This window comes from Rhodococcoides kyotonense, from assembly GCF_001645385.1.
Lineage (GTDB): Bacteria > Actinomycetota > Actinomycetes > Mycobacteriales > Mycobacteriaceae > Rhodococcoides > Rhodococcoides kyotonensis_B.
The window spans coordinates 67,668-86,084 of the sequence record NZ_LVHI01000013.1 but is presented as its reverse complement, the minus strand read 5'-3'; the positions used below and the strand labels follow the sequence as shown (position 1 = coordinate 86,084).

Here is an 18,417-nt window from a genome sequence, read left to right as displayed (position 1 = left end):
GGGCAGTGTTCGGCGTGGTGTGGTTCGGTGCGGTGAGGAGTTGGTCGACGCGGCGACCATCGATGGCGATCAGGTGCCGGTTCTGGTTGCCGTAGCTGATCGCGGCAGCGTGATCGTCGGGGCCGAGGGTTTTCTGGTTTTCTTCGGGAATCAGAGAGATGTCGCCGTCGCGCCGCAGCTCCATGAGTGCGTCGGTGATCTGCGCGTCGGTCAGAGTGCCGGCGAGGTCGGCGCGGATCCGGAACAGCCGCACATAGGCTTCGTCCTCGCGCGCCAGCCGTCCGTAGGCATCGCGTACGAGTTCCGTCGGTGTCGGTGCCGCGATCTGCACAGCAACGTCCGGTTCGATGTCGGCAGCGGCGTCGAGGATCTCGGGATCGACCGGGTCGGGGAGCGGTGTGCCGCCGATGTCGGCGGCGCTCGGGTCGATCGGTGCGGCCCCGTCGGCGTCGAACGCGAACAGATCCAGTTGGGCGTCGGATTCGCTGCGGCGGTTTACTTTCCGCTTGCCGCGTGCTCGGCCACCCTCTCGTCGAGCAGGCTCGTGAACGATGGAAACAGCGGGTGGCTCTGCGAGGTCGGGTAGGGCAGGTCGTCCTCGATCCTCGCCTGCAGCAGATGCATCGCGTAGTACCGGAACTGCACCGGCTTGTCTTTCCACAGTGCGTCCGTCAGCCACAGCGTCGACTGGATCGGATCCGCGCAGTTCAGCGGATCGCGCCACCGTTCCGGATCGCTCCGGTGCACCTGGATCCGTGCCCGGTCCCGTTCTGCTTCCGCTTCCGGGCTCTCCTGATCCGGCGGATAGGCCTCCATCTCCACCGGGAGCTGGTTGTAGATCTCCTCGTTGATCACGAAGTCCGTCGCCTGCGCCCACGCCTGGTTGATCAAGCCCACCTGCTCCATGAACGGGGCCGGCTCGCCGTTCTCCCGCAGATACCTCTCCAGGACCTGGCTCTGCATGTGGACCTTCATGTTGTCGATCCGCTCCGCTATCCGCTCGCTCTCGCGCTCGAGGAACTCCTGCTGATCGTCCGGGTTCAACTCCGGCGGCAGCCCCTGATGCTCGAGATACAGCTTCATTATTTCTTGCGTTATCGGGTCGATCATGGGTGTCACTGTCCTCTGTCTCGGCGAACAAATCGAGCTGGAAATCGTCGGAATCTCTGGCCATGGTGGGTGCGCTCCTGGAGTCGGGCGAGACGGGCGTACGCAACCCGCACCTGCTGTGGTGGGAGGCGGTCGCTACCGTCGTCGTCGGTCGGAGACGCACTCTCCGGCCACATCGGCCCTGGTGGGTCTAGCCACCCACCAGGGCCTCTGGCTACTTCGGTCAGGGGTTGTGTCAGGTTTTCGCGATCAGACGCCCAAGTCGTCGAACCATCCGGGCGGTGCAGCGACGAACTCGTTGCGCAGCGCCGGGGTGTTCTGATGGGAATCGCGGCTGCACCGATACATCGGGCCGTGTTCGGCGTCGAGCATCGTGCGCAACTGTGGGTCGGCGTGATGGACCCACCACCCCGACATCGCCGCCCCGTCGTCATCGGCGGCCGTCGCGGACTCCCATGCGGTCCACAACGAGTGCAGCCGCACCACGACTTCGGGGTGCTCCCACCAACTCGGGCAGAACACCTGGTTCTTGCCGGGCGAGGACGACAGTTTGCGGGAGACGATCGCCGAGAACCACGCATCGAACCAAGCGTCGAACGTGGGAAATCGTCGGGGCTTTTCCTTGTCGGTCGAGGGGATCTCGTCGTGTCCGGTCTCGTCGAATGTCGTCTCGTCGAATTCGGTCTCGTCGAAACTGGTCTCGTCGTATTCGGTCATCGGTACGGCTCCTCGTCGCTGATGGCCGTGACTGTCTCGGCGGTCGGGGCCGCTGTTCGCTCGATCTGAATCAGGTCCTTTTCGGGGATGCCGTAGCGGGCGAACGAGGAGTCGATGCCGTTGGCGTTCGGTCCGTCGGACCAGTACACCTTCACCACCAACACCGGCCGGTTGCCGGAGATCAAGACCAGTGCACGGGTTTTCGGGATCGCTCCGAGGTCGTCGACGGTCAGGATCGGCTCTTTCGACCAGGACTGCGACTTCGAGGACGAGCCGCTGTCGAACATGCCGCCACTGCGGGAGTTGGACCAGCGTTCGACGTCGTGGTCGCCGACGAGCGCGGACAGCTCGGACAGGGTGGTCTTGTCCTTGAGTCCGCCGCCGTACCAGAGGAAGTTCGCGGCATCGAGGAGCTGCTTGACCCCGTCTTGGCCCCACACCTTCTGAGCCTGGGAGAGGTTCTGCACGATCGTCATCACACAGATCCCTTGCGAGCCGAGGTGGGAGTACCAGGCCGGGAGTTCGGGGAGGCGGCAGACGTTCGCGGCCTCGTCGAGGATGCACAGCATCGGCACCGGTAGCCGGCCGCGCGGGCTACGCCGTGCGACGCGCTGGGCGGCGTCGATGATCGACCCGATCAGCGCGGTGGTGAGCGCCGAGGAGGAGTCCGGGCCTTCCTTCGACAGCGCGTAGAGGGTGTCACGGCTGGTGACGAACTTCTCGACGACGAACTCTGTCATCGCGTGCGGATATTTCACTCCGGCACCGATCGTGGTGTCCGGAGTGTCCTCGACCCCGAGGTCGACTCTGTTCGGCGGCAGGATCGACATCGCGTAGGACTTCTCTTCCAGCAGGCCGATGAACCGGCGGGCCATGTCGTACAGGCCATCTCGCTGGCGCGGGTTGAGATCGCTCGTCGATTTCAGGCGCATCGCGACGATGGCGTGCCCGTGCTCCAGCAGCAGCTTCTGGGGCAGTTCGTTCGCCTCGTCGGAGAGCCAGCCGTAGACGTGCAGCAGATCTCCGCCACCGCACGCGGACGCGAACATCATCTGCGCCAACAATTCCTGTGCGCCGCCGTCGAAGTAGGCATCGACTTTGGCCGAATCATCGCGCGAGGCGGCAGCGAAGTACGAGGCGAGCTTGCGGGCGGCGACGATGGTGTCGATTCCGCGCAGCGGATTCCACCAGAACCCGTCGCCCGTGGTGAGCGGCCCTTCGGCGATTCCCTGCAGGTCGTATCGCCACACCGTGCCGAGCTGCTCGCGGACACCGCGAGTGAAATCATGACCGTCCCGCTTGTTCGAGGTGAACAGCGCCGCGCCGGGTGCGGTGCACAGTGCGTCGATCGCCAACGCCGCCGTCTTGCCCATACGCGGCCCGGCGAGGGCGAACAGCATGTCCTCCCACGACATGAATACCTTCTGATTGCCCTGGACGGTGCGTCCGACGACGACTCCGATGTCGGAGTCGTCGAGGGTGTCCACCTCGGCAAGATCGGATCGCAGCGACTTCGCACGTTCGCGTGCCTGTTTGCCGGTCACCCCGGTCAGCTTCGATGTCGGTCCCATCAGGCGGGCCTTGGCGTCGACGTCGTTCTTGCCGCTGTCCGTTGCGCGGGCTGCGGTGACGACGCCGGTGAGACCGGAGACGATGATTACCGCGATCACGAAGATCCATGTCGACACGCTCGGCCACGTCAGCGTCCCGCCGGCGACTGAGAACAGCGCCCCGAACGGGTTGGCGGGGATATCTTCACCGGTGTCGACGAATACGTGCCCGAGCCACAGTGAGCCGTAGCCGAGCGCGATCAGCACGATCACCACCGAGACGGCGATCAGCGGGAACGTCGACGACGATGTCCCGGCTCCTTTGGAGGTCGGCTTCTTGGTCACCATGCGTCCACACCAGCCCCGGTGGCCGTGTCGACGCCGCGGTCGATCTCGATGACGTTCGCGACTCGGTCGGTGATGTCGATGACCGACTCCGACGGGCGGTTCTGGCGTGGTGTCTCGAGCATCAGATCGGCCAGACGGATCGGTTCCACGTCCGCAGCGGTGGAGGACACATCGAGGGTGCGTTCGGCGATGTCGTCGAAGTCGAGGCCGTCGAGCTCGGCCGGTAGCTCCAGAGCATCCAGAGAAAGCCCTGGACGCAGCACAACCTCGTCGATGCCGTTGTCGATCAACCGTTCCCGCCATGCATCCTCGTGCACAGCCGTGCGGTCGAACGTGGCGTCCGCCCACTCCTGCTGCACCGGGTCGGTGAAGGTCTGCGCTGCGATCAGCTCGTGTGCGACACCGGTCGCAGCGAGAAATGCCGCAGCCCGCGCCAGCGACAGGTCGGAATCGAGCAGACCGAACGCGCGACTGTCACTGCGCGGCTCGTAGGAGTGCGAGCGTGCGCGAATTTCTTCACGCCGGGTGTGCGCCCGGTCGGGGAGACTGCGGCGGCGTGCGGCAGCCAGCGCAGCGCGTCGGCCGCGTTCGTAGGCGGCGGCAGCGATCTGCGAACGACGCTGCAGCTCGGCCGTCGAGACAGAGCGAGTGGTCATCGACGTTCACCACCGTCGATGGTGAACGAGATGTGGTCAGTGCTGGGGGAGAGCGAGTGAGGAATCGACATGGAGGGCCTTCACTGGGAGCGTCGGCCAGCCCACAACGACTATGCACGCACACGAAAAGCAGTGTGGTGCAGCGCTGTTGCTGGATGGACGCTCGACCGTGACCCTCATCGACGGTCGAACCTGCACAAGCATAACTCATCGCCGGCTGCTCTCGCATCCTCTCGGCCAGACGCTTAGTCACGTCCTGTGATCACCCCGTATACCCGCTCAACCTGGGTCTCTGCAGCGAAAAGGCATCGAAGTCGTGCGTGACTCGGCGACGGACCGGCAGCATGACAGTTATGGGTGATGTCATCGAGTTCGTCCCGCGGTTCTTTCTCACCGATCGGCAGCGGAGGCTGATGCGGATCCACGCGTGGGTATGCGCCGACGGCGCGTACGACGACATCGAAGAACGCGGCGACGATCCTGTCGACCCGACCGACTGGTGGGATCTGTTCGACCGACTGCCGGAGTGCACCTACAACGAATCAGTCCTATGGCGACGCCAGATGGCCCGATCATTCGACGACCTGGCCGAAGACCTCGACGCCGGCCGCCTTCCCCGTCCCCGCACGATGGCCGAGCAACTGGCGCTCATGATCGTTATCTTGCAGGCCTCGGCCGCTCTGTCCGACGCCGAATACGGCGAAGACGTCGCCGCCCTCGATGCTCATCCTCACGACGGCGACTGGGATGCCGTCTCGGACGGCCTGATGGACGATCGTGACGCCGAAGCGTTCTATCACCCCGCCACTGCCGTGCAGTGGTTACAGATTTTCCCTTGCGATACGTGGTTCACACCCCGCCTGGGCGAACAACCCCGCGATTCTCGCCGGGGGTTCAGGCGATGATTTCACTCGAGCGGCTCGCAGCACGGTCGTTGGTCCTCGCGGACTTACGCCTCATCGAGTAGACCACCACGAGCAGCCTTGCGGGGCTGGCGATCCTTGTCTCCTGTTTGCGCAGGCCACCGCACTCCCATAGTCGCCAACTCGTCGGCCGTAAGCACCTCGCCGTCGAGAATGTCCTCGAGCAGAGACTGCTGGGCCGGTTCGAGGTCGATCAGTTGTGTCAAGACACTCAATAGGTCGGAGAACTCGATCGACCATTCGGCGGGCCACGTTGTGACATTGACGCTATCGAGGGGCGATCTTCTTTTTCCCTTGGGCCTTGCGAGCCGGTAACCGGTCCATGAATCTATGATGTTCGCGCCGCCGACGGTATAGTCGCGGACCGCCTGGGTCACTCCAGTCCATCGCCCTTCGCCTAGCCGTAGGATTTCTGACTCAGGGTCGTAATCAACGGACGACGGCATCGAGTTGCCGACAGATGTCGCGTAGATCGGGTGTGCGGATCCTGGCTGGACTCCCTCCTGAACCGAGATCTTTCCTGAGGGGTGTTCGCCCTGGTCCCCGTACGTGTGAAGCCAGACGATGTGCCTTCCGAGTTGAACGGCTCGGGTCCATAGTTCTGGGTTCGTTGTAATGGGGACTCGCACGCCCGGGGTCTTGAGATCGGCGGCAAAACGCTCGACGAACCCGGGATGCGAGCAGACTGCAGCGAGGTAGTACACAACATCGGCGGGGGCGACGCCCAGATCGAATTGGGCTCGCAATGCTTCGACCAAACCCGCGGCCAGGTTAGGCGTTCCGTCAGGATGCAGCATCGGAAGCGCCCGGCCTCCACCACTGCCGCGAAAATGGTGGACGTCAGGAATGAGCGACGTGAAAACAAGCCCTGGCCCTGACTTCGGAAACTCTGAATGGAGCTCGATCGTAAAAACCTGGCCCGGTATGCGTGCGTGCCATAAGTCCGGTGAGGGCTGAATGATCAGCCGTTTATCCGCGATCAGCCATTGTCGATCGAAAGACCGATAGCCGACGCGCACGATCTTGGGGTCCGTGATGATGACTGTGGAGTTGAAAGGTGTCAGGGTGTCGGTCTCGACATCGTCACCGAACAGTGGTGTTTTCGTTTTGGTCAGTGATGCGTCGCGTCCCTCGCCGAATTTGGTCGACTTCACGGCCGGATCGGATTCGTTGACTAGATCTCGAAGGCGTTCTTCGAGGATGTCTTTACTGGGTCCGTACACCCAGCCCCGCCCCGCGAGGACGCCGTTTGCCCGCCATGGCATCAGATCATCGACAGCAGGGTATTGGTCCCAGGTGTCGGAGCCTGCCGGGACGAACGAGTCGGTCCAGCCAGTGCGAGCTTGTTGCCAACCCGGATCGGAAAGCTGGAGGTTTGCGAGGCGCTCGAACTTTTCGCCTCGAGTTCCATTGACGTCGATGTATCGGATATCAGCGGGTACGTCTGCGTCGGTGTCCGAGCGACGCAGGAACATCGCAATGGCCACAGGGGTTTCGATGTTGAACACGGCGTTCTTACTCGGGGGCTGCTTGCCCTCCGGCGTGACGTTGATGATCCACCCATGCGAACAAGTCGACCGCAAGTACTGTCGCATTCCGCGAAACCCAGGACCTGAAAGGTACCCGGTAGCAGTGATGAAGCAGACTACGCCGCTGCCGCCGTCGCGAACATCAGGATGATTCGTCGATTCGAAGACCTTCCATGTGGCCCATCGCCAGAAGTAGGCATAGAGGTTGCTCAGGTGCCGCTCGTGCCGCCCGTTTCCCTCCAATTTGAACGCATTCAACGGGGGCAGGTTCGTAGCTGGATCGCTGCCGGTCTCGATCCATCCGCCCATGCCGCCGGCATGGTCCTTGTAGGGCGGATTGCCGATACAGACCTGAATATTGCGCTCGCGTTTGACTGCGTTCGCTTGCTGTCGTTGCTTGGCAATCAGCTGCAGTGTGTAGGAAAGTTGCGTCTTGCTCGCACTGTAGGGGTCTTCGAGAGTGTCAGCGACGTAGAGATTCAGTCCCGAGGCAGGCATCTGCGCCCCTGAATCGCGCAGCGCGGCGGACACTCGCAACTCGGCAACGGAGAACGGCCCGGACTGCAGTTCGATTCCATACAAGCGTGCAACGGTGCTGGCAACTGCTTCCGACGCAGCCCCCGGGCCGTACTGCTGAGCAGCAGCGGCACCGACGTGCCTGAGCACAGACAGTGGATATGTTCCTGTCCCCATCGCGGGGTCAATGATGCTGACGTGGGGATTGCGCAATCCCTCGGGCTTGCCGAGGTGACTTTTCAGAGCGTCGTCTGTGAGTCGGACCATCGCATCCACCACTTCGACCGGGGTGTAGTACGAACCGGATTTTTTGCGCTTCTCGGGGTCGTACGTTCCCAGAAAGTGCTCGTAGAGGTGTAGATAGACGTCGTCGCCGCCAGCAGCGATCGCGGGCCACCGTGCGGCGGAGAGAGTCCGCGCGATTATTTCGATGGCGGTCCATGTGGGGGTCTTGGTGATGTGGGCGGTCAGCAGGTCTAAAGCCTTACCCATCAGGCTGTAGTTGCCTTCGAGCTTGCGGGCGACATCGTGCAACGTTCCAGCACTGATGTCGATCCCGTCACTGACAGCGAGAACCAGAGCGAAGACCACCGTCTGTGAGAAGCCGTCTGCGAACTCCTCGTCTCGGGAGTGCGGGAACAGCAGTATGCGCCAGTCTCGAGCTATGCCGAGGAACGGTTGTAGGTCAGGATCTGCGCCAGCTTTGATTGCTCGCCGCTCTGCCTTGAGGGCCAACCGAACTTCCTCGCGAAGCATCCGAGCCAGCGGTGCCAAGGTGTCGACCAGTTTAGAGACCGATGAGATCGGTGCGGGCTCCCACCGCAGGAAGCTGTTGAGCAGCATCTCCATGCGACTCGGTGCTGTGAGCTTGCCTCGTGTTCGCGTCAGACTGGGTGTGTGAAGGCTGACCGGCTCGTCCACCAGTTCGCCGTATCGCCACAGACGCCACTCCACGCCATTGGTGTGAAGTAGGTTGGGAAGTTCTTTCAGGCGCTGCCACTGCCGGTAGTTGTGGGTCGTCTTTCCGTAACTCTCTGGGTCGAGACTTACCCCTGGCGCTTTGAGCTCGATGTGCCCCACCAAGACCCCGTTGACACGAACACCGAAATCGGGGCGAACCGATCCGTCCTGCTCTCGAACCTCATCGTGCGCAACGGTTTTCATGCCAGATTCGGCACCCAGGTCTTCGATCAACCTGGCGACAGGGCCGGAAAGCAGCGCTTCGCGCTCTCCCGGCCCGTCGAGCTTGTCTTTGGCACTGGTACCGAACTGGGCGATAAGGTCCGCAAACGTCATCTGACTACCTCCATTTGTTCGCAAACCGTAACCGTTGAACGCGCGGGCCCGGCGTCCGGGAGGCTTGATCGGCTGGGCCGAGAAGCCACCTTTGTACCAAGCTGCAGGCCTGCACACGACCTAAGCGAAACTTGTCCGATGAACCCCGCGGACCCTGCGCGCCGATCCCACACGGCTCGCGAGATCACAGACATCACTCGCCAGGCAGTGATAGACACACTGACACTCGATCGCGACTATTTCTGGGTGGGCCAACTCGACGAAGTCACTTTCCTGAGCGCCCTATACGACCTGCACGACCTTCCCAGCACTGACCGCCGGTACACCGACGCCGCCGGCGACATACACCAGCACTGCATCAACAACAACGACTGGGGAGAGGGCTGGGTTTTCGGGGACACCAGGTTCAACATCCGCACCGGTCCAGATGAGGCTTTCCTTCGGTTTCTCACCCGCACCGTGCACCCTCTCGTACGAGACCCCGAGATCGCAGAATCCATGGTAATTCGCCTCAACGAACTGCTCGCCCCCGACAACTACGAGCTGGTCGCAGACGGAACCGTCAGTGGGCGAACACTTTACAACTGGCGACGAATCAGTAGCTTCCATGGCGACCGCCCCGCCGGCCTGGTCCTCGACCGAGCAACACTCGACGACCGTACAACTCTCGATCGACATCTGAGACGTATCGAAGCAAGCATCGCAACGGATCCCGAAGCTGCCATCGGCGCGTGCAAAGAGCTGATCGAGTCTGTGTTCATCCAAATCCTCGATGACCTTGGAGGGACCTACAAGCGCAGCGACGACCTCCCAACCCTCTACAAAGCGACCAGCAAAGCGTTGGACATCGCCGGTAAATCAGTCGAAGGTGACGCCGCCGCGAGCTCGGCCGTCAACGGGCTGTTACGAGGACTCGCCAGCTCGGTACAAAGCCTCGGCGAGCTGCGAAACAAAATCGGAACCGGTCACGGCCGAGGATCTCCGAGCACCGCCGATCGACGACACGCCCGGCTCGCCCTGAACTCAGCTGTGGCCATCAGCGAATTCCTGTTCGATGTATGGGACACACGGTAGATCGAAACGCGCTACTTCCAATCGGCCTACGACGACATCCGAGGAGCGTGGCGACGCCCGGTCGATCCGGACCCGTGGTGGTATCCGTTCGCGATCCCCGCCGGAATTCCGGCGATGAGGCGTCGAAGCAATTCTCCGTCGGTCGGACCGTCGCCATGAGTGTCAGGTGTGGCGACACCGGGCAAGCGACTGCGCCGCAAACCTTCTCCGTCTACGTCGACAGCCCAGCGGTAATCAACGTCGGTCGACTTGTAGTTCGGGGCCGTCGTTTGCCTGCGAGTTTTGTTGCTTGTTCAACGATTTGAGTGTGAGCACGGCGGTGTCATCGGCCAGGTATTGGAAGCTCTGTGGGGGGCGAGCGATGCCGAAACTTTCACGCAGGTACATCGGCGTGTGTGCCCTCCAGGTGTCGCCCACCTCGATTCCGACTCCGGTCTCTCGGCCCGAAAAGTAGTTCGCGTAGTCCTTGATGCCAATGCCTGCGACTTCCTCGAAGCGTAGCCACAGTTTGTGCGGGCTCAGAGAGTGCTGGTCTCGTACCTCGAACGCTCCGACTACCGCACTGACCGGAGCAGTTGCGTACACAACGACGTGTGTGACGTCATCGGCAATGCGGCGTTTCCGAAACTCAACTCGTTTGGTGCCGTCCAAGATGCGCTGAGCGTATTCCGGATGGAAGGACATGAGAATCACGCGTCCAACTGGGTGCGAATCCACGCGACACCTCCCTTCGAAACCCTGGCAATGCTCTGGGGCGATGTCGACATGACACCGGCGGCACGCAAGGTAGCGGCCGGCCAGGGGGGCGAAGTCCGGGTATCGAGTCGAAACAGGACTGCAAGGACGCTGCCCCTGGAACACATTCGCTCGATCTCCTGATAGTCGTAGACGGTTCGCCCCCGCACGAATGCCGCAATCTGGCTCGGCCGGGCGCTCACCAAAGTTTGCTCTACGACACCGACAGCAGTTACCCGAGCTTCCTCGTCAGGCTTTGTTCGAAGAAAAGCCAGAAGATGGCCGGGCTCTAGCAGCCTCGTGTTCGAGCGGCATAGGTATGCCTTCCGGATTGCGTTTCCGCACGGCTCATTCTCGAACAACGAACCCTGGTCGTCGCTGTCTGGTAGCAGACGATCGTGGTAGTGGTGCCTGATCGGCACGACGTGCGCCTCTTCGATTCTTAGGGAACGAGGGCCGTACCGGATGGCGTGATCGAGCGGTGCCAGTGGTACCTGCCCCGGCGGTGGAACGCGGTGTTTGGCCATCACCAGTTCGCCGTCCGCGGTTACCGTGTGTTGGAAGAAGCCGAATTGCTTCAGCCAGCCAACCAGTTTCTCGTGTTTCGGCCAGGCCGTGAGATACATAGCGGGGTAATTGCGGGCCGCTGCGTAGTCGATGACGGCTCTCAGTAGGAGCTCGCCACGTCGCGCTTGACCTGACCCGCTGCCGTCCTGCACCTTGAAAGTGCAGATTTTCAAAAGGCGTTCGCCGAGCTCGAACGTACCGGTTTCTTCTTTGAGTACCGCCAAACCATCCGGGGCCAAGGGTGAGCCCAGGATGATGGCTGGCCGTTCCTGATGGACGACTTTGTCGGACCACCACCGGTCGAAAGGCTCGTAGTCGCTTCTGAGGCTGGCGAAGAGATCGGCGTTGCGGTTGATCTGATAGGCCGGCACGATCGCGGCTGATGCTGCGTTGTTCAGGGCCGGATCTTGGAGCTCTCGAAGCCAGTCGATTGCCGCGTCGATGTCGAACACATTGGTGAGTCCGGCTCGGGCGGCCCGTCCCCGCATGGCGTTGTCCTCGGTGACCAGAACAGTTGGGAATCCTGTTCCGTAGGTCGACAGTACTTCGAGGTCGGCCGCGTTGTTTGTCGAAAGATGACGGGGAAATTGCTGCCTGACGAGTGGGTTTTCTGGGACTCGGTCCAGCACCCGGTAGTACTTTTGTAGGGTCCGTAGCCGCGCATGGCGTATTTGGTCGGGAGCGTTGACGAAATCGCTGCGTGTGCCGCTGCTGAGAAGTAGCTCGAATCCAAGATGTCGTGCGAGCTGGACGAGGGTGTCCGCCGCGGCCGCGTTGAGGTGCGGCTCTGAGCCGTCGTTCTCATGGGCGATGACGACATTCGTATCTAGCAGCAGGCGGGGGGAGTCTGTAACGCTTCCGTCGTACACGACGAGATCTCCTATCCGTCCAACCTCGGGTCGCCATCCGGGTGTCGACGGTAGACACCAAAGATACGGGTTCAGTGATCCAGTATCTGCGCACAGCACGTCGTCGTGGGGATGAGGGTGTGAGTGTCGCCCTCCAGTTGCTTGTCGCCAACACCCCACTTGCGCTACCATCGTTGCAATCGTTCGGCCCGCCTCAGCTCAGCTGGGTGCGGGCCGGATTTCTATACTCTGGTGATGGCTGACCTCAAACCTTTCTTGACGATCGCCCAGCAGGTCGAGCGGTTAGAGTCGCGGGGGATGGCAATCCCGGACTCCAGCATTGCAGATCGCTGGTTGAGAGCGATCGGGTATTACCGGCTCAGCGGCTACTGGTACCCGTTCGTGGACCCAAATGTTGATTCGGGGTCGGGAAGCCAGTTTGTGTCAGGTACGACATTCGACGAGATCGTCCGCCTGTACGAATTCGACCGGCACTTAAAGACATACATGCTGAGCGCAATCGAACGCGTGGAAGTCGCCATCCGCAGCCAGGTAGGGCATACCCTCGGTTCCCGCGGACCTATGTCGCACCTCGACGGTGACAACTTCGACCCACTATTCGTTGGTAACGGTGACCATATGGATTGGCTCGCAACAGCGTTCGGTCGGGTGAAACGCCAAAGGAACAAGGATCAGTCGCTCAAACATCACTTCGACAACTACGCCGGACGGGTTCCGATTTGGGTCCTCACTGACGTGTTGGACTTCAGCGATCTATCAAAGCTCTTCGCCGGAATGCAGGAAGAAGACCGTGACGCGATTGCGTGTTGGTTCGGCATCCCGCCGACGCCAGCTCCGGAAACCACCGGCCCACGACGCGGACGTGGATCGTCAGCCGCCAGGCGCAACCGTCGACGCCGGGCCGCAGGTCCAGGCAGTACTCTGGCGAACCTTCTCGAGCAGCTCACAATCGTCCGAAATATCTCCGCTCATCATTCTCGGCTATGGAATCGGACGCTCGTTCCAATCGGAACAAGTTCGTTACGGTCGGTCCCACTGTTCGACGGACTTCCCGCTCAATCCGACAAAATTTACGGCACAATTTCCGCGGCTGCGTTCCTGCTGCAGACGACATCGCCTGGTAGCACATGGATCAAGCAACTGGAGAGCCTGATCGACCGCTCCTTTCTGCCTTCCTCCATTCGCACTCCACTCGAGATGGGGTTCCCACCCGACTGGAAACAGTTACCCCTATGGCAACACGTTGCTTCGGGCGTGATTCCTGATAGCTTTCGTCACCCGTGACGAAAGTGAATTTCATTGCCGATAACGGATCTTATGTCAGGTAAACGCTAGGAAGCGTTGTGCAACAAAGGTTGTCGATCCTCCCGCTCGCACGAACTGGTCGGCGCGATGTGGGCCTACCGTCTGATATGCAGCGGATTCTCGGAGACGTCAGGAATCGAACGAGCTATACATCACGCGCGAGGTCATGGTGTCGGCCGCGTCGTTGAACGCACCGAAAGCCGCCTCGATCAACTCGTAGGCAGGGGCCAACTGGGTCTGCTCGATCTTCGATACCGATGAGACGGTCCATCCGATCGACCCGTCGTGTCCCGGAATCGGTTTCCCGAAAAGATCGACCAGGGCCTCGCGGCGGTATCCCATCTCCACGAGGTCGTTTTCGGTGTACCAATCGTCTCTCGGGGCATGAACGTATTCGTCCGTGGTGCTCTGTAGTTCCTCCACAGGCCGGTCGTTGTCGGTCGATGGTGCCGCAGGTTCGGACATTCGGATCCTTTCCTGTGAGTCGCACGTGTACGAGCTGCGTCGGAGTGGACAATTCTATCGTTGCTCGTATCGACTGCTCAATGTGTGTTTCTAGGACGGAACGGGCATCGAGGCGCGCCCTTTCCGACGGTGGCAGGGGGTGGAGCTCGGCAGCTCGTTTGTGGCTAGGCTGGGCATTATCGAATTCGTGACATTGTGTGATCGAAAGGTTTTGCGGCTGTGGCCAAACGAGTGACAACCCAATTGGTGGACGATATCGACGGGTCGGTCATCGACGACGAATCCGGCGAGACAATCGAATTCGCGGTCAACGGTGTCGAGTACGTGATAGATCTGAAAGCGAAGAACGCCATAGAGTTTCACAGAAAGCTCGACTACTACATCGAGCATTCGACGCGGATAGGCGGCCGCAAGCGCAAGCCCTCCCCCGCCGGCGCGACGACGCCCGCGAAGACCGGGACACCGGCCACGCGTGATCCTGCGCAGACACGCGCAATTCGGCAGTGGGCATTCGATCAAGGTCACCCGATCAGCGACCGCGGACGTATCCCGGCCGACATCGAAGAGGCGTACAACGCTGCTCACTGACCATGCCGTGGAGTCTCCGCAGTGCAACGTCACTCGTCGCCCACTCTGACCCCGATCTGTTCGGAGGAACACTAGATTGCCCCGTATGAGCGAGAACGTCGGCGTGGCTGCGGTGCCCGATCACGTGCTCGATGGGCTTGCCGAGGTTCTGATCGACAGGATCGATCAACTGCTCGATCGGGTAACCGATCGGGCTGTGGGCGCGCCGCCTCCGGGATCGGCGGCGTGGGAGTTGGAGTGGAGTGCCCGAGACACGGCGATCGGACGTGCGCGCGTGGCCGAACGGTCGCGTGTACGAGAGGAATTGGCGCGCCGCGCGTGCGTCGAACTCGGCATCGCCGAAGGTTCCGCACCGGCGGTGCCGGCTCGGCACGCTCCCCCGGTCCGACCCCGCCGGACGAAGCCCGGACGTGTCCGCGTCGACGAGGCACAGCTGACCTTCTTCTGAACCCGCCGCTCGAACTCGTTTCTTGATGGGTGCAGGCGTACGACCCCGCTGCTGTCCTGCGGCACCCGTTTACCGACGCACGGTGCGTCTTTTGGTGCCTGCGGTGGATTTGCGGTCCTCGAACTTCAGCTTGAATCCAAATGTCTTGCTGCCCTGGTAGGTACCTGCGGCCAGTGCGCCCTTGGCCCGGTACGTTTTGCCTGTCTTGCTTGTGGCGTCGAATTCGATGGTCTCTCCGGCCAGTAGCTTCTCGAGTTCCTGCTCGGTGAAGTCCTTTCCCGGCCAGTGGTCGTTGGCACCCCATCCGCGGCCTTTGAATGTGACCGGTTTGCCTTTCCACACTCCGCTGACCAGATCGGTCCGAGGTGCACGCTCCTCGAATCGAGGGTTGAAGCTCACGTGTGGGTACTGCTTGCCGTCTTTCTCCCTGACGCCTGGTTCGAGTTTTCCCGTGCAGGTGAATGTCTTTCCCGACTTCGCGCTTGTTGCGATGATTTCGATGACCTGACCGGTGAGCAGTGCCGTTACTTCGGTGTCGGTGAATCGGTGGCCACCGAAGACTCGCTTCGTGCGGGTCACGACCGTGCCTGCATGGGTGAAGTGCAGCTCGGGTGGCAGTTCGATCATCTCCACCGCCGCCCGAGTCACCCCGGCCTTGCCCATCCGTGCCGTGAGCTCGCCGGGGAGCCTGCTCGAATTGGCCTTCATCGTCTGCAGGTCGTGACGAACGAGATCCGCTACGAGGGACAGGTAGTCGGCTGCCTCGCCGGTTCCGGCCTCGATCTGCGCCATCTGCTCGAAGACCTGCTCGGTGAGCGTCAGATCCCCGATGTGCGTGCCCGGCAGGATCCGATGGTTGAGTTCACCGATCGCGCTGAGGGTGATCTTGCCGCGCTTCTCAATCATCAAGGCCTTGCCGCCCGCGTTGTTCGTGACCTCGGCATAGGTGCTCGTCCGGGTCGCGCCGGTACCTACGCTCCGCTTCTCGAGCTGTTTCATCAACCATCCCATCGTCGGATGCGGCGGCCGCGCAGGGAAGCCCTCGTGGACGAACGGGTCCGCGACAGTACCCAACGCCGTCACACCAGTGGGTTGCTCGTCGCGCTCGCCGTCCTCTTCCTCGACGACGAACACACCTTTCCATCCGAGCACTGCGGGCACGTTCAGCGAGCCGACGAAGCTCGGGTACTGCTCGACGTGGCCGCGATGCTGGTCGTACTCGTAATCGGGCGCGAGCATCGTCAGGTAGTTCTTCGCGAGGAGCTCGTAGATCTCTTTGCCCAACTCGCCGTAGGTCTTCTCCACTGCGTCCAGGGACGTCGGGACGTTGGGTCCCGGGCGGTTGGCACCGTGCGCGCCGCCGGACTTGACGTGGCTCGTACGGGGCCCGCGATGGCTCAGCGCCGCCGGATCCACGCCCACCACACCGGCGATCGCGTCGACCAGTGGGAGCAGCTCGTTGAACTGCTCGATCGAGATGAACTTGTCCTCGGTGCGCGGGTAGGACACCACCTGCGCCTCGTACATCTTCTGGTAGGTGTCGAGGACGTTCTTGGCTCCGAAGCCCTTCTTCGCCAGCAGCGACGACAGGGCTGCGAGGTCCATCAACCGCGGCGGCCCTGTCTTCTTGCGTGTGGTCCCGTCGTGGACGACCGGTGACGACTCGAGGCCGCCGGGCACATCGTTCTCGTTCTCGAATCGATCGACCTCGGGGTCGGTGTACGTGACACCGTTCTCGTCCCGAAACCGGTTCTCGTAGAACGCTTTCTTGACGTAGTTCCTGTGTGCGTCGAGTCCGTCGCCGACGATCACGACCATTGCGGACTTGAGTCGGCCGTTTCGGAGCACGGTGGTCGCGCCCGCGGTTTTGGTCGCGAGTCTGGTGAACTGCATCGAGAGCATGTCCCACTTGGACCGGAAGTCGGCCTTGCGGTAGTCGCCTTCGGCGGCGATCGCCGTAACCGGTCGACGGGCTGTGAAGGCCGTACGTAGCGATGCGGGGGTTTCGTCCAGGAACTCCATGCGTTCGAGCTTCTTGTTCTCGAGGCCCAGGTATTCCACGATCTCCCAGCCGAGGAGTGAGCCTTCACCGGTGGGGTCGAGATCGGCTGCATTGCAGATGCTTTCGCAGTCCGAGAGGGTCGTTTTCAGTTCGTGGAGCAGGCTTTTCGCGTCCGGATCGGTGACCAGCTTGCCGCCGGACACCCGGCGTCGGATCTCTCGCTCCCAGCGGAAGTCGTCGGCGTTCCACGGGAGATGTTCGAGCTCCCAGCTCTTGTACTTGTCGGTGAGAGGCGTGGGCACCATCGCGGCGGGGTCTTTCAATTCCAGCAGGTGGCCGCGAGCGTGGACGATGACGTACTCCGTGCCCTCGAACGTGCCGCTCATACCGCCCAGTGCTGCGGCAAAGTTACGTGCTGCGGAGGGCTTTTCGGTGAGGATTCCTACTTTTCCCATGACAATAGATCCTTCTCTGCGGTGCGTGCGGCGTGTGGACAGCGAGGGTGTTGCCGGTGGCCAGTCGGCTAGAGACCTGCGCTGATGAGGCGATAGTTCGCGACTTTCCAGCCGTCGTCGGTGCGTTCGAGGTCGACGGCTCCGGTGTAGCCGGTGAACGGGGTGATCTCACCGCTGCGGTGTTGGACGACGCGGTCGATGACGACAGCCACGGTGGCCTGGTTGTCACCGTCCATCTCGGCGGCTGTGCCGTCGGCGTAGACGCTGGTGTCCGGTCGAGCGACGGCGGTGACGACGTCTCCGCTGCGCGCCCACGCCGGCCATTCCGGGATCGGTTGCGGCGCTGGATCGGGTGGCGTGGTCGCGGCGGTGGCCATCGATCCGGTCAAGTTGTCGCGTTGCGCGTGCAGGGCATCCCACGGGGAATCCTGCACTGCCGGTTGCCAGGTGTACACAGCGGACATCACCGACGTCGCGACACCCACGGGGTCGGTGGCGGACGGGTCGATGGCGATTCCGGCGTCGGTACCCGGTGGTGGCGGTGTGTCCGAACCACGGGACAGGAACACGATCACGGCCGCGATGGTCACCGCACCGACGAGACCGAGGCACACGAACAGGAGGCCGGCCCTGCGGCTCATGTCGTGGCGTCCTGCCGGTCGAGTCCGCTCGCTGTGTCGGTGTCGGAGATCTGGCCCAGTGCAGCGGCTTTGGCGATAACTTCGAGCCAGTCGAGGATCGGTTCGTCCGCTTGGCGGCTGTGGAGGATCTGTGCCATGTCTGTGCTCCTTGGTCTGTGATGGTGCCAGTGTCCTGGTGGCCACCGACAACAAATATGGGTGTGTGCAGCGCTAGCCGACGGTGGGGACTCCTGCTGCGGCGACCACGCTGACCGTCCAGATCGCCCACATGACGAGCGCGGTCGCCGCCAAGTGGATGGCTTTACGGAGCGCAGTGACAGTCCAGTTCTGCGCTCGCGCAGAGGCGTCGGCGACAGCGACGACGCTGCCTATGGTCATCGCCGCGGTGACGACGATGACGGCCCACCAACCATGTGCGAGAACGTCACGGGTAGCCGCGGCGCGGCCGCTGTCCTCGATCGTGGTGATCATCGACTCCAGGATCAATCGGGCGACGGGAACAGCCCATACCGTCCATACGATGACCGAGGTCAGAGCAAGGGCTGTCAGTGCTCGATGCCGGTCGTGGGACGTCAGGTGGTGGCTGGTGCGTGTCGGTGCGGTGCTCATGAGTGGGCCTTTCC

General features: G+C 62.1%; 17 protein-coding genes. 5 read left to right on the top strand and 12 right to left on the bottom strand.

The features are described from left to right. Window positions 1-495: 495 nt before the first annotated feature. The 4 genes from A3K89_RS26335 to A3K89_RS12885 all read right to left on the bottom strand — a co-directional run bounded on the left by A3K89_RS26335 (window position 496) and on the right by A3K89_RS12885 (window position 4,381). Window positions 496-1,110, bottom strand: a complete 615-nt coding sequence (locus A3K89_RS26335) for a hypothetical protein (RefSeq protein ID WP_068426468.1) — start codon at window positions 1,108-1,110, stop codon at window positions 496-498. Between the two features lie 249 nt (window positions 1,111-1,359). Further along, entirely contained in the window at window positions 1,360-1,827 is a 468-nt protein-coding gene (locus A3K89_RS12895) for a DUF4913 domain-containing protein (protein WP_068426462.1), read from the bottom strand. Continuing rightward, window positions 1,824-3,725 (bottom strand): type IV secretory system conjugative DNA transfer family protein, encoded by a 1,902-nt coding sequence (locus tag A3K89_RS12890; protein WP_068426458.1) that lies wholly within the window; start codon window positions 3,723-3,725, stop codon window positions 1,824-1,826. The genes A3K89_RS12895 and A3K89_RS12890 overlap by 4 nt, the downstream gene beginning before the upstream one ends. Continuing rightward, window positions 3,719-4,381, bottom strand: a complete 663-nt coding sequence (locus A3K89_RS12885) for a hypothetical protein (protein ID WP_068426455.1) — start codon at window positions 4,379-4,381, stop codon at window positions 3,719-3,721. Before A3K89_RS12885 ends, A3K89_RS12890 begins: the two co-directional genes overlap by 7 nt. Window positions 4,382-4,794: 413 nt before the next feature. On the opposite strand from A3K89_RS12885, the gene A3K89_RS12880 reads away from it, so the two are divergent. Beyond that, window positions 4,795-5,286, top strand: coding sequence for a hypothetical protein (locus tag A3K89_RS12880; RefSeq protein WP_157105317.1), 492 nt, complete (start codon window positions 4,795-4,797; stop codon window positions 5,284-5,286). Between the two features lie 44 nt (window positions 5,287-5,330). Here the strand turns inward: A3K89_RS12880 and A3K89_RS12875 are convergent, their stop codons facing one another. Then, a complete protein-coding gene (locus A3K89_RS12875) occupies window positions 5,331-8,645 on the bottom strand; it encodes a type ISP restriction/modification enzyme (protein WP_068426453.1) in 3,315 nt (1,104 codons plus the stop codon). A gap of 138 nt (window positions 8,646-8,783) precedes the next feature. Between A3K89_RS12875 and A3K89_RS12870 the strand changes: the two genes are divergently transcribed. After that, window positions 8,784-9,719: an abortive infection family protein gene (locus tag A3K89_RS12870; RefSeq protein ID WP_068426452.1), complete on the top strand. Its 936-nt coding sequence runs from the start codon at window positions 8,784-8,786 to the stop codon at window positions 9,717-9,719. A gap of 234 nt (window positions 9,720-9,953) precedes the next feature. Here the strand turns inward: A3K89_RS12870 and A3K89_RS12865 are convergent, their stop codons facing one another. Both A3K89_RS12865 and A3K89_RS12860 read right to left on the bottom strand, forming a co-directional pair. Beyond that, window positions 9,954-10,436 carry an ASCH domain-containing protein gene (locus A3K89_RS12865; protein WP_254303518.1) on the bottom strand — a complete coding sequence of 161 codons (483 nt, stop codon included), beginning with the start codon at window positions 10,434-10,436 and terminating at the stop codon, window positions 9,954-9,956. After that, window positions 10,409-11,890, bottom strand: a complete 1,482-nt coding sequence (locus A3K89_RS12860; RefSeq protein WP_068426450.1) for a hypothetical protein — start codon at window positions 11,888-11,890, stop codon at window positions 10,409-10,411. The genes A3K89_RS12865 and A3K89_RS12860 overlap by 28 nt, the downstream gene beginning before the upstream one ends. A 234-nt stretch (window positions 11,891-12,124) precedes the next feature. Here A3K89_RS12860 and A3K89_RS12855 point away from each other — a divergent pair, with 234 nt between their 5' ends. Beyond that, on the top strand, window positions 12,125-13,174 hold the full coding sequence (locus tag A3K89_RS12855; RefSeq protein ID WP_084423770.1) for an Abi family protein: 1,050 nt from the start codon (window positions 12,125-12,127) through the stop codon (window positions 13,172-13,174). A 150-nt stretch (window positions 13,175-13,324) separates the two neighbouring features. Here the strand turns inward: A3K89_RS12855 and A3K89_RS12850 are convergent, their stop codons facing one another. Further along, entirely contained in the window at window positions 13,325-13,660 is a 336-nt protein-coding gene (locus tag A3K89_RS12850; RefSeq protein ID WP_068426447.1) for a hypothetical protein, read from the bottom strand. Between the two features lie 219 nt (window positions 13,661-13,879). Between A3K89_RS12850 and A3K89_RS12845 the strand changes: the two genes are divergently transcribed. Together A3K89_RS12845 and A3K89_RS12840 are read left to right on the top strand one after the other, a co-directional pair. Then, entirely contained in the window at window positions 13,880-14,248 is a 369-nt protein-coding gene (locus A3K89_RS12845) for a histone-like nucleoid-structuring protein Lsr2 (protein WP_068426444.1), read from the top strand. Window positions 14,249-14,333: 85 nt separating this feature from the next. Continuing rightward, window positions 14,334-14,696, top strand: coding sequence for a hypothetical protein (locus A3K89_RS12840; RefSeq protein WP_068426442.1), 363 nt, complete (start codon window positions 14,334-14,336; stop codon window positions 14,694-14,696). A 69-nt stretch (window positions 14,697-14,765) separates the two neighbouring features. Here A3K89_RS12840 and A3K89_RS12835 read toward each other — a convergent pair whose 3' ends face one another. From A3K89_RS12835 to A3K89_RS12825, 4 genes are all read right to left on the bottom strand, one after another. Then, a complete protein-coding gene (locus tag A3K89_RS12835; protein WP_068426440.1) occupies window positions 14,766-17,153 on the bottom strand; it encodes a DNA topoisomerase III in 2,388 nt (795 codons plus the stop codon). A gap of 68 nt (window positions 17,154-17,221) precedes the next feature. After that, window positions 17,222-17,794 (bottom strand): hypothetical protein, encoded by a 573-nt coding sequence (locus tag A3K89_RS12830; RefSeq protein ID WP_068426437.1) that lies wholly within the window; start codon window positions 17,792-17,794, stop codon window positions 17,222-17,224. After that, window positions 17,791-17,931, bottom strand: a complete 141-nt coding sequence (locus A3K89_RS25755) for a hypothetical protein (protein ID WP_157105316.1) — start codon at window positions 17,929-17,931, stop codon at window positions 17,791-17,793. Before A3K89_RS25755 ends, A3K89_RS12830 begins: the two co-directional genes overlap by 4 nt. Before the next feature lie 73 nt (window positions 17,932-18,004). Then, on the bottom strand, window positions 18,005-18,403 hold the full coding sequence (locus A3K89_RS12825; RefSeq protein WP_068426435.1) for a hypothetical protein: 399 nt from the start codon (window positions 18,401-18,403) through the stop codon (window positions 18,005-18,007). Window positions 18,404-18,417 lie beyond the last annotated feature (14 nt).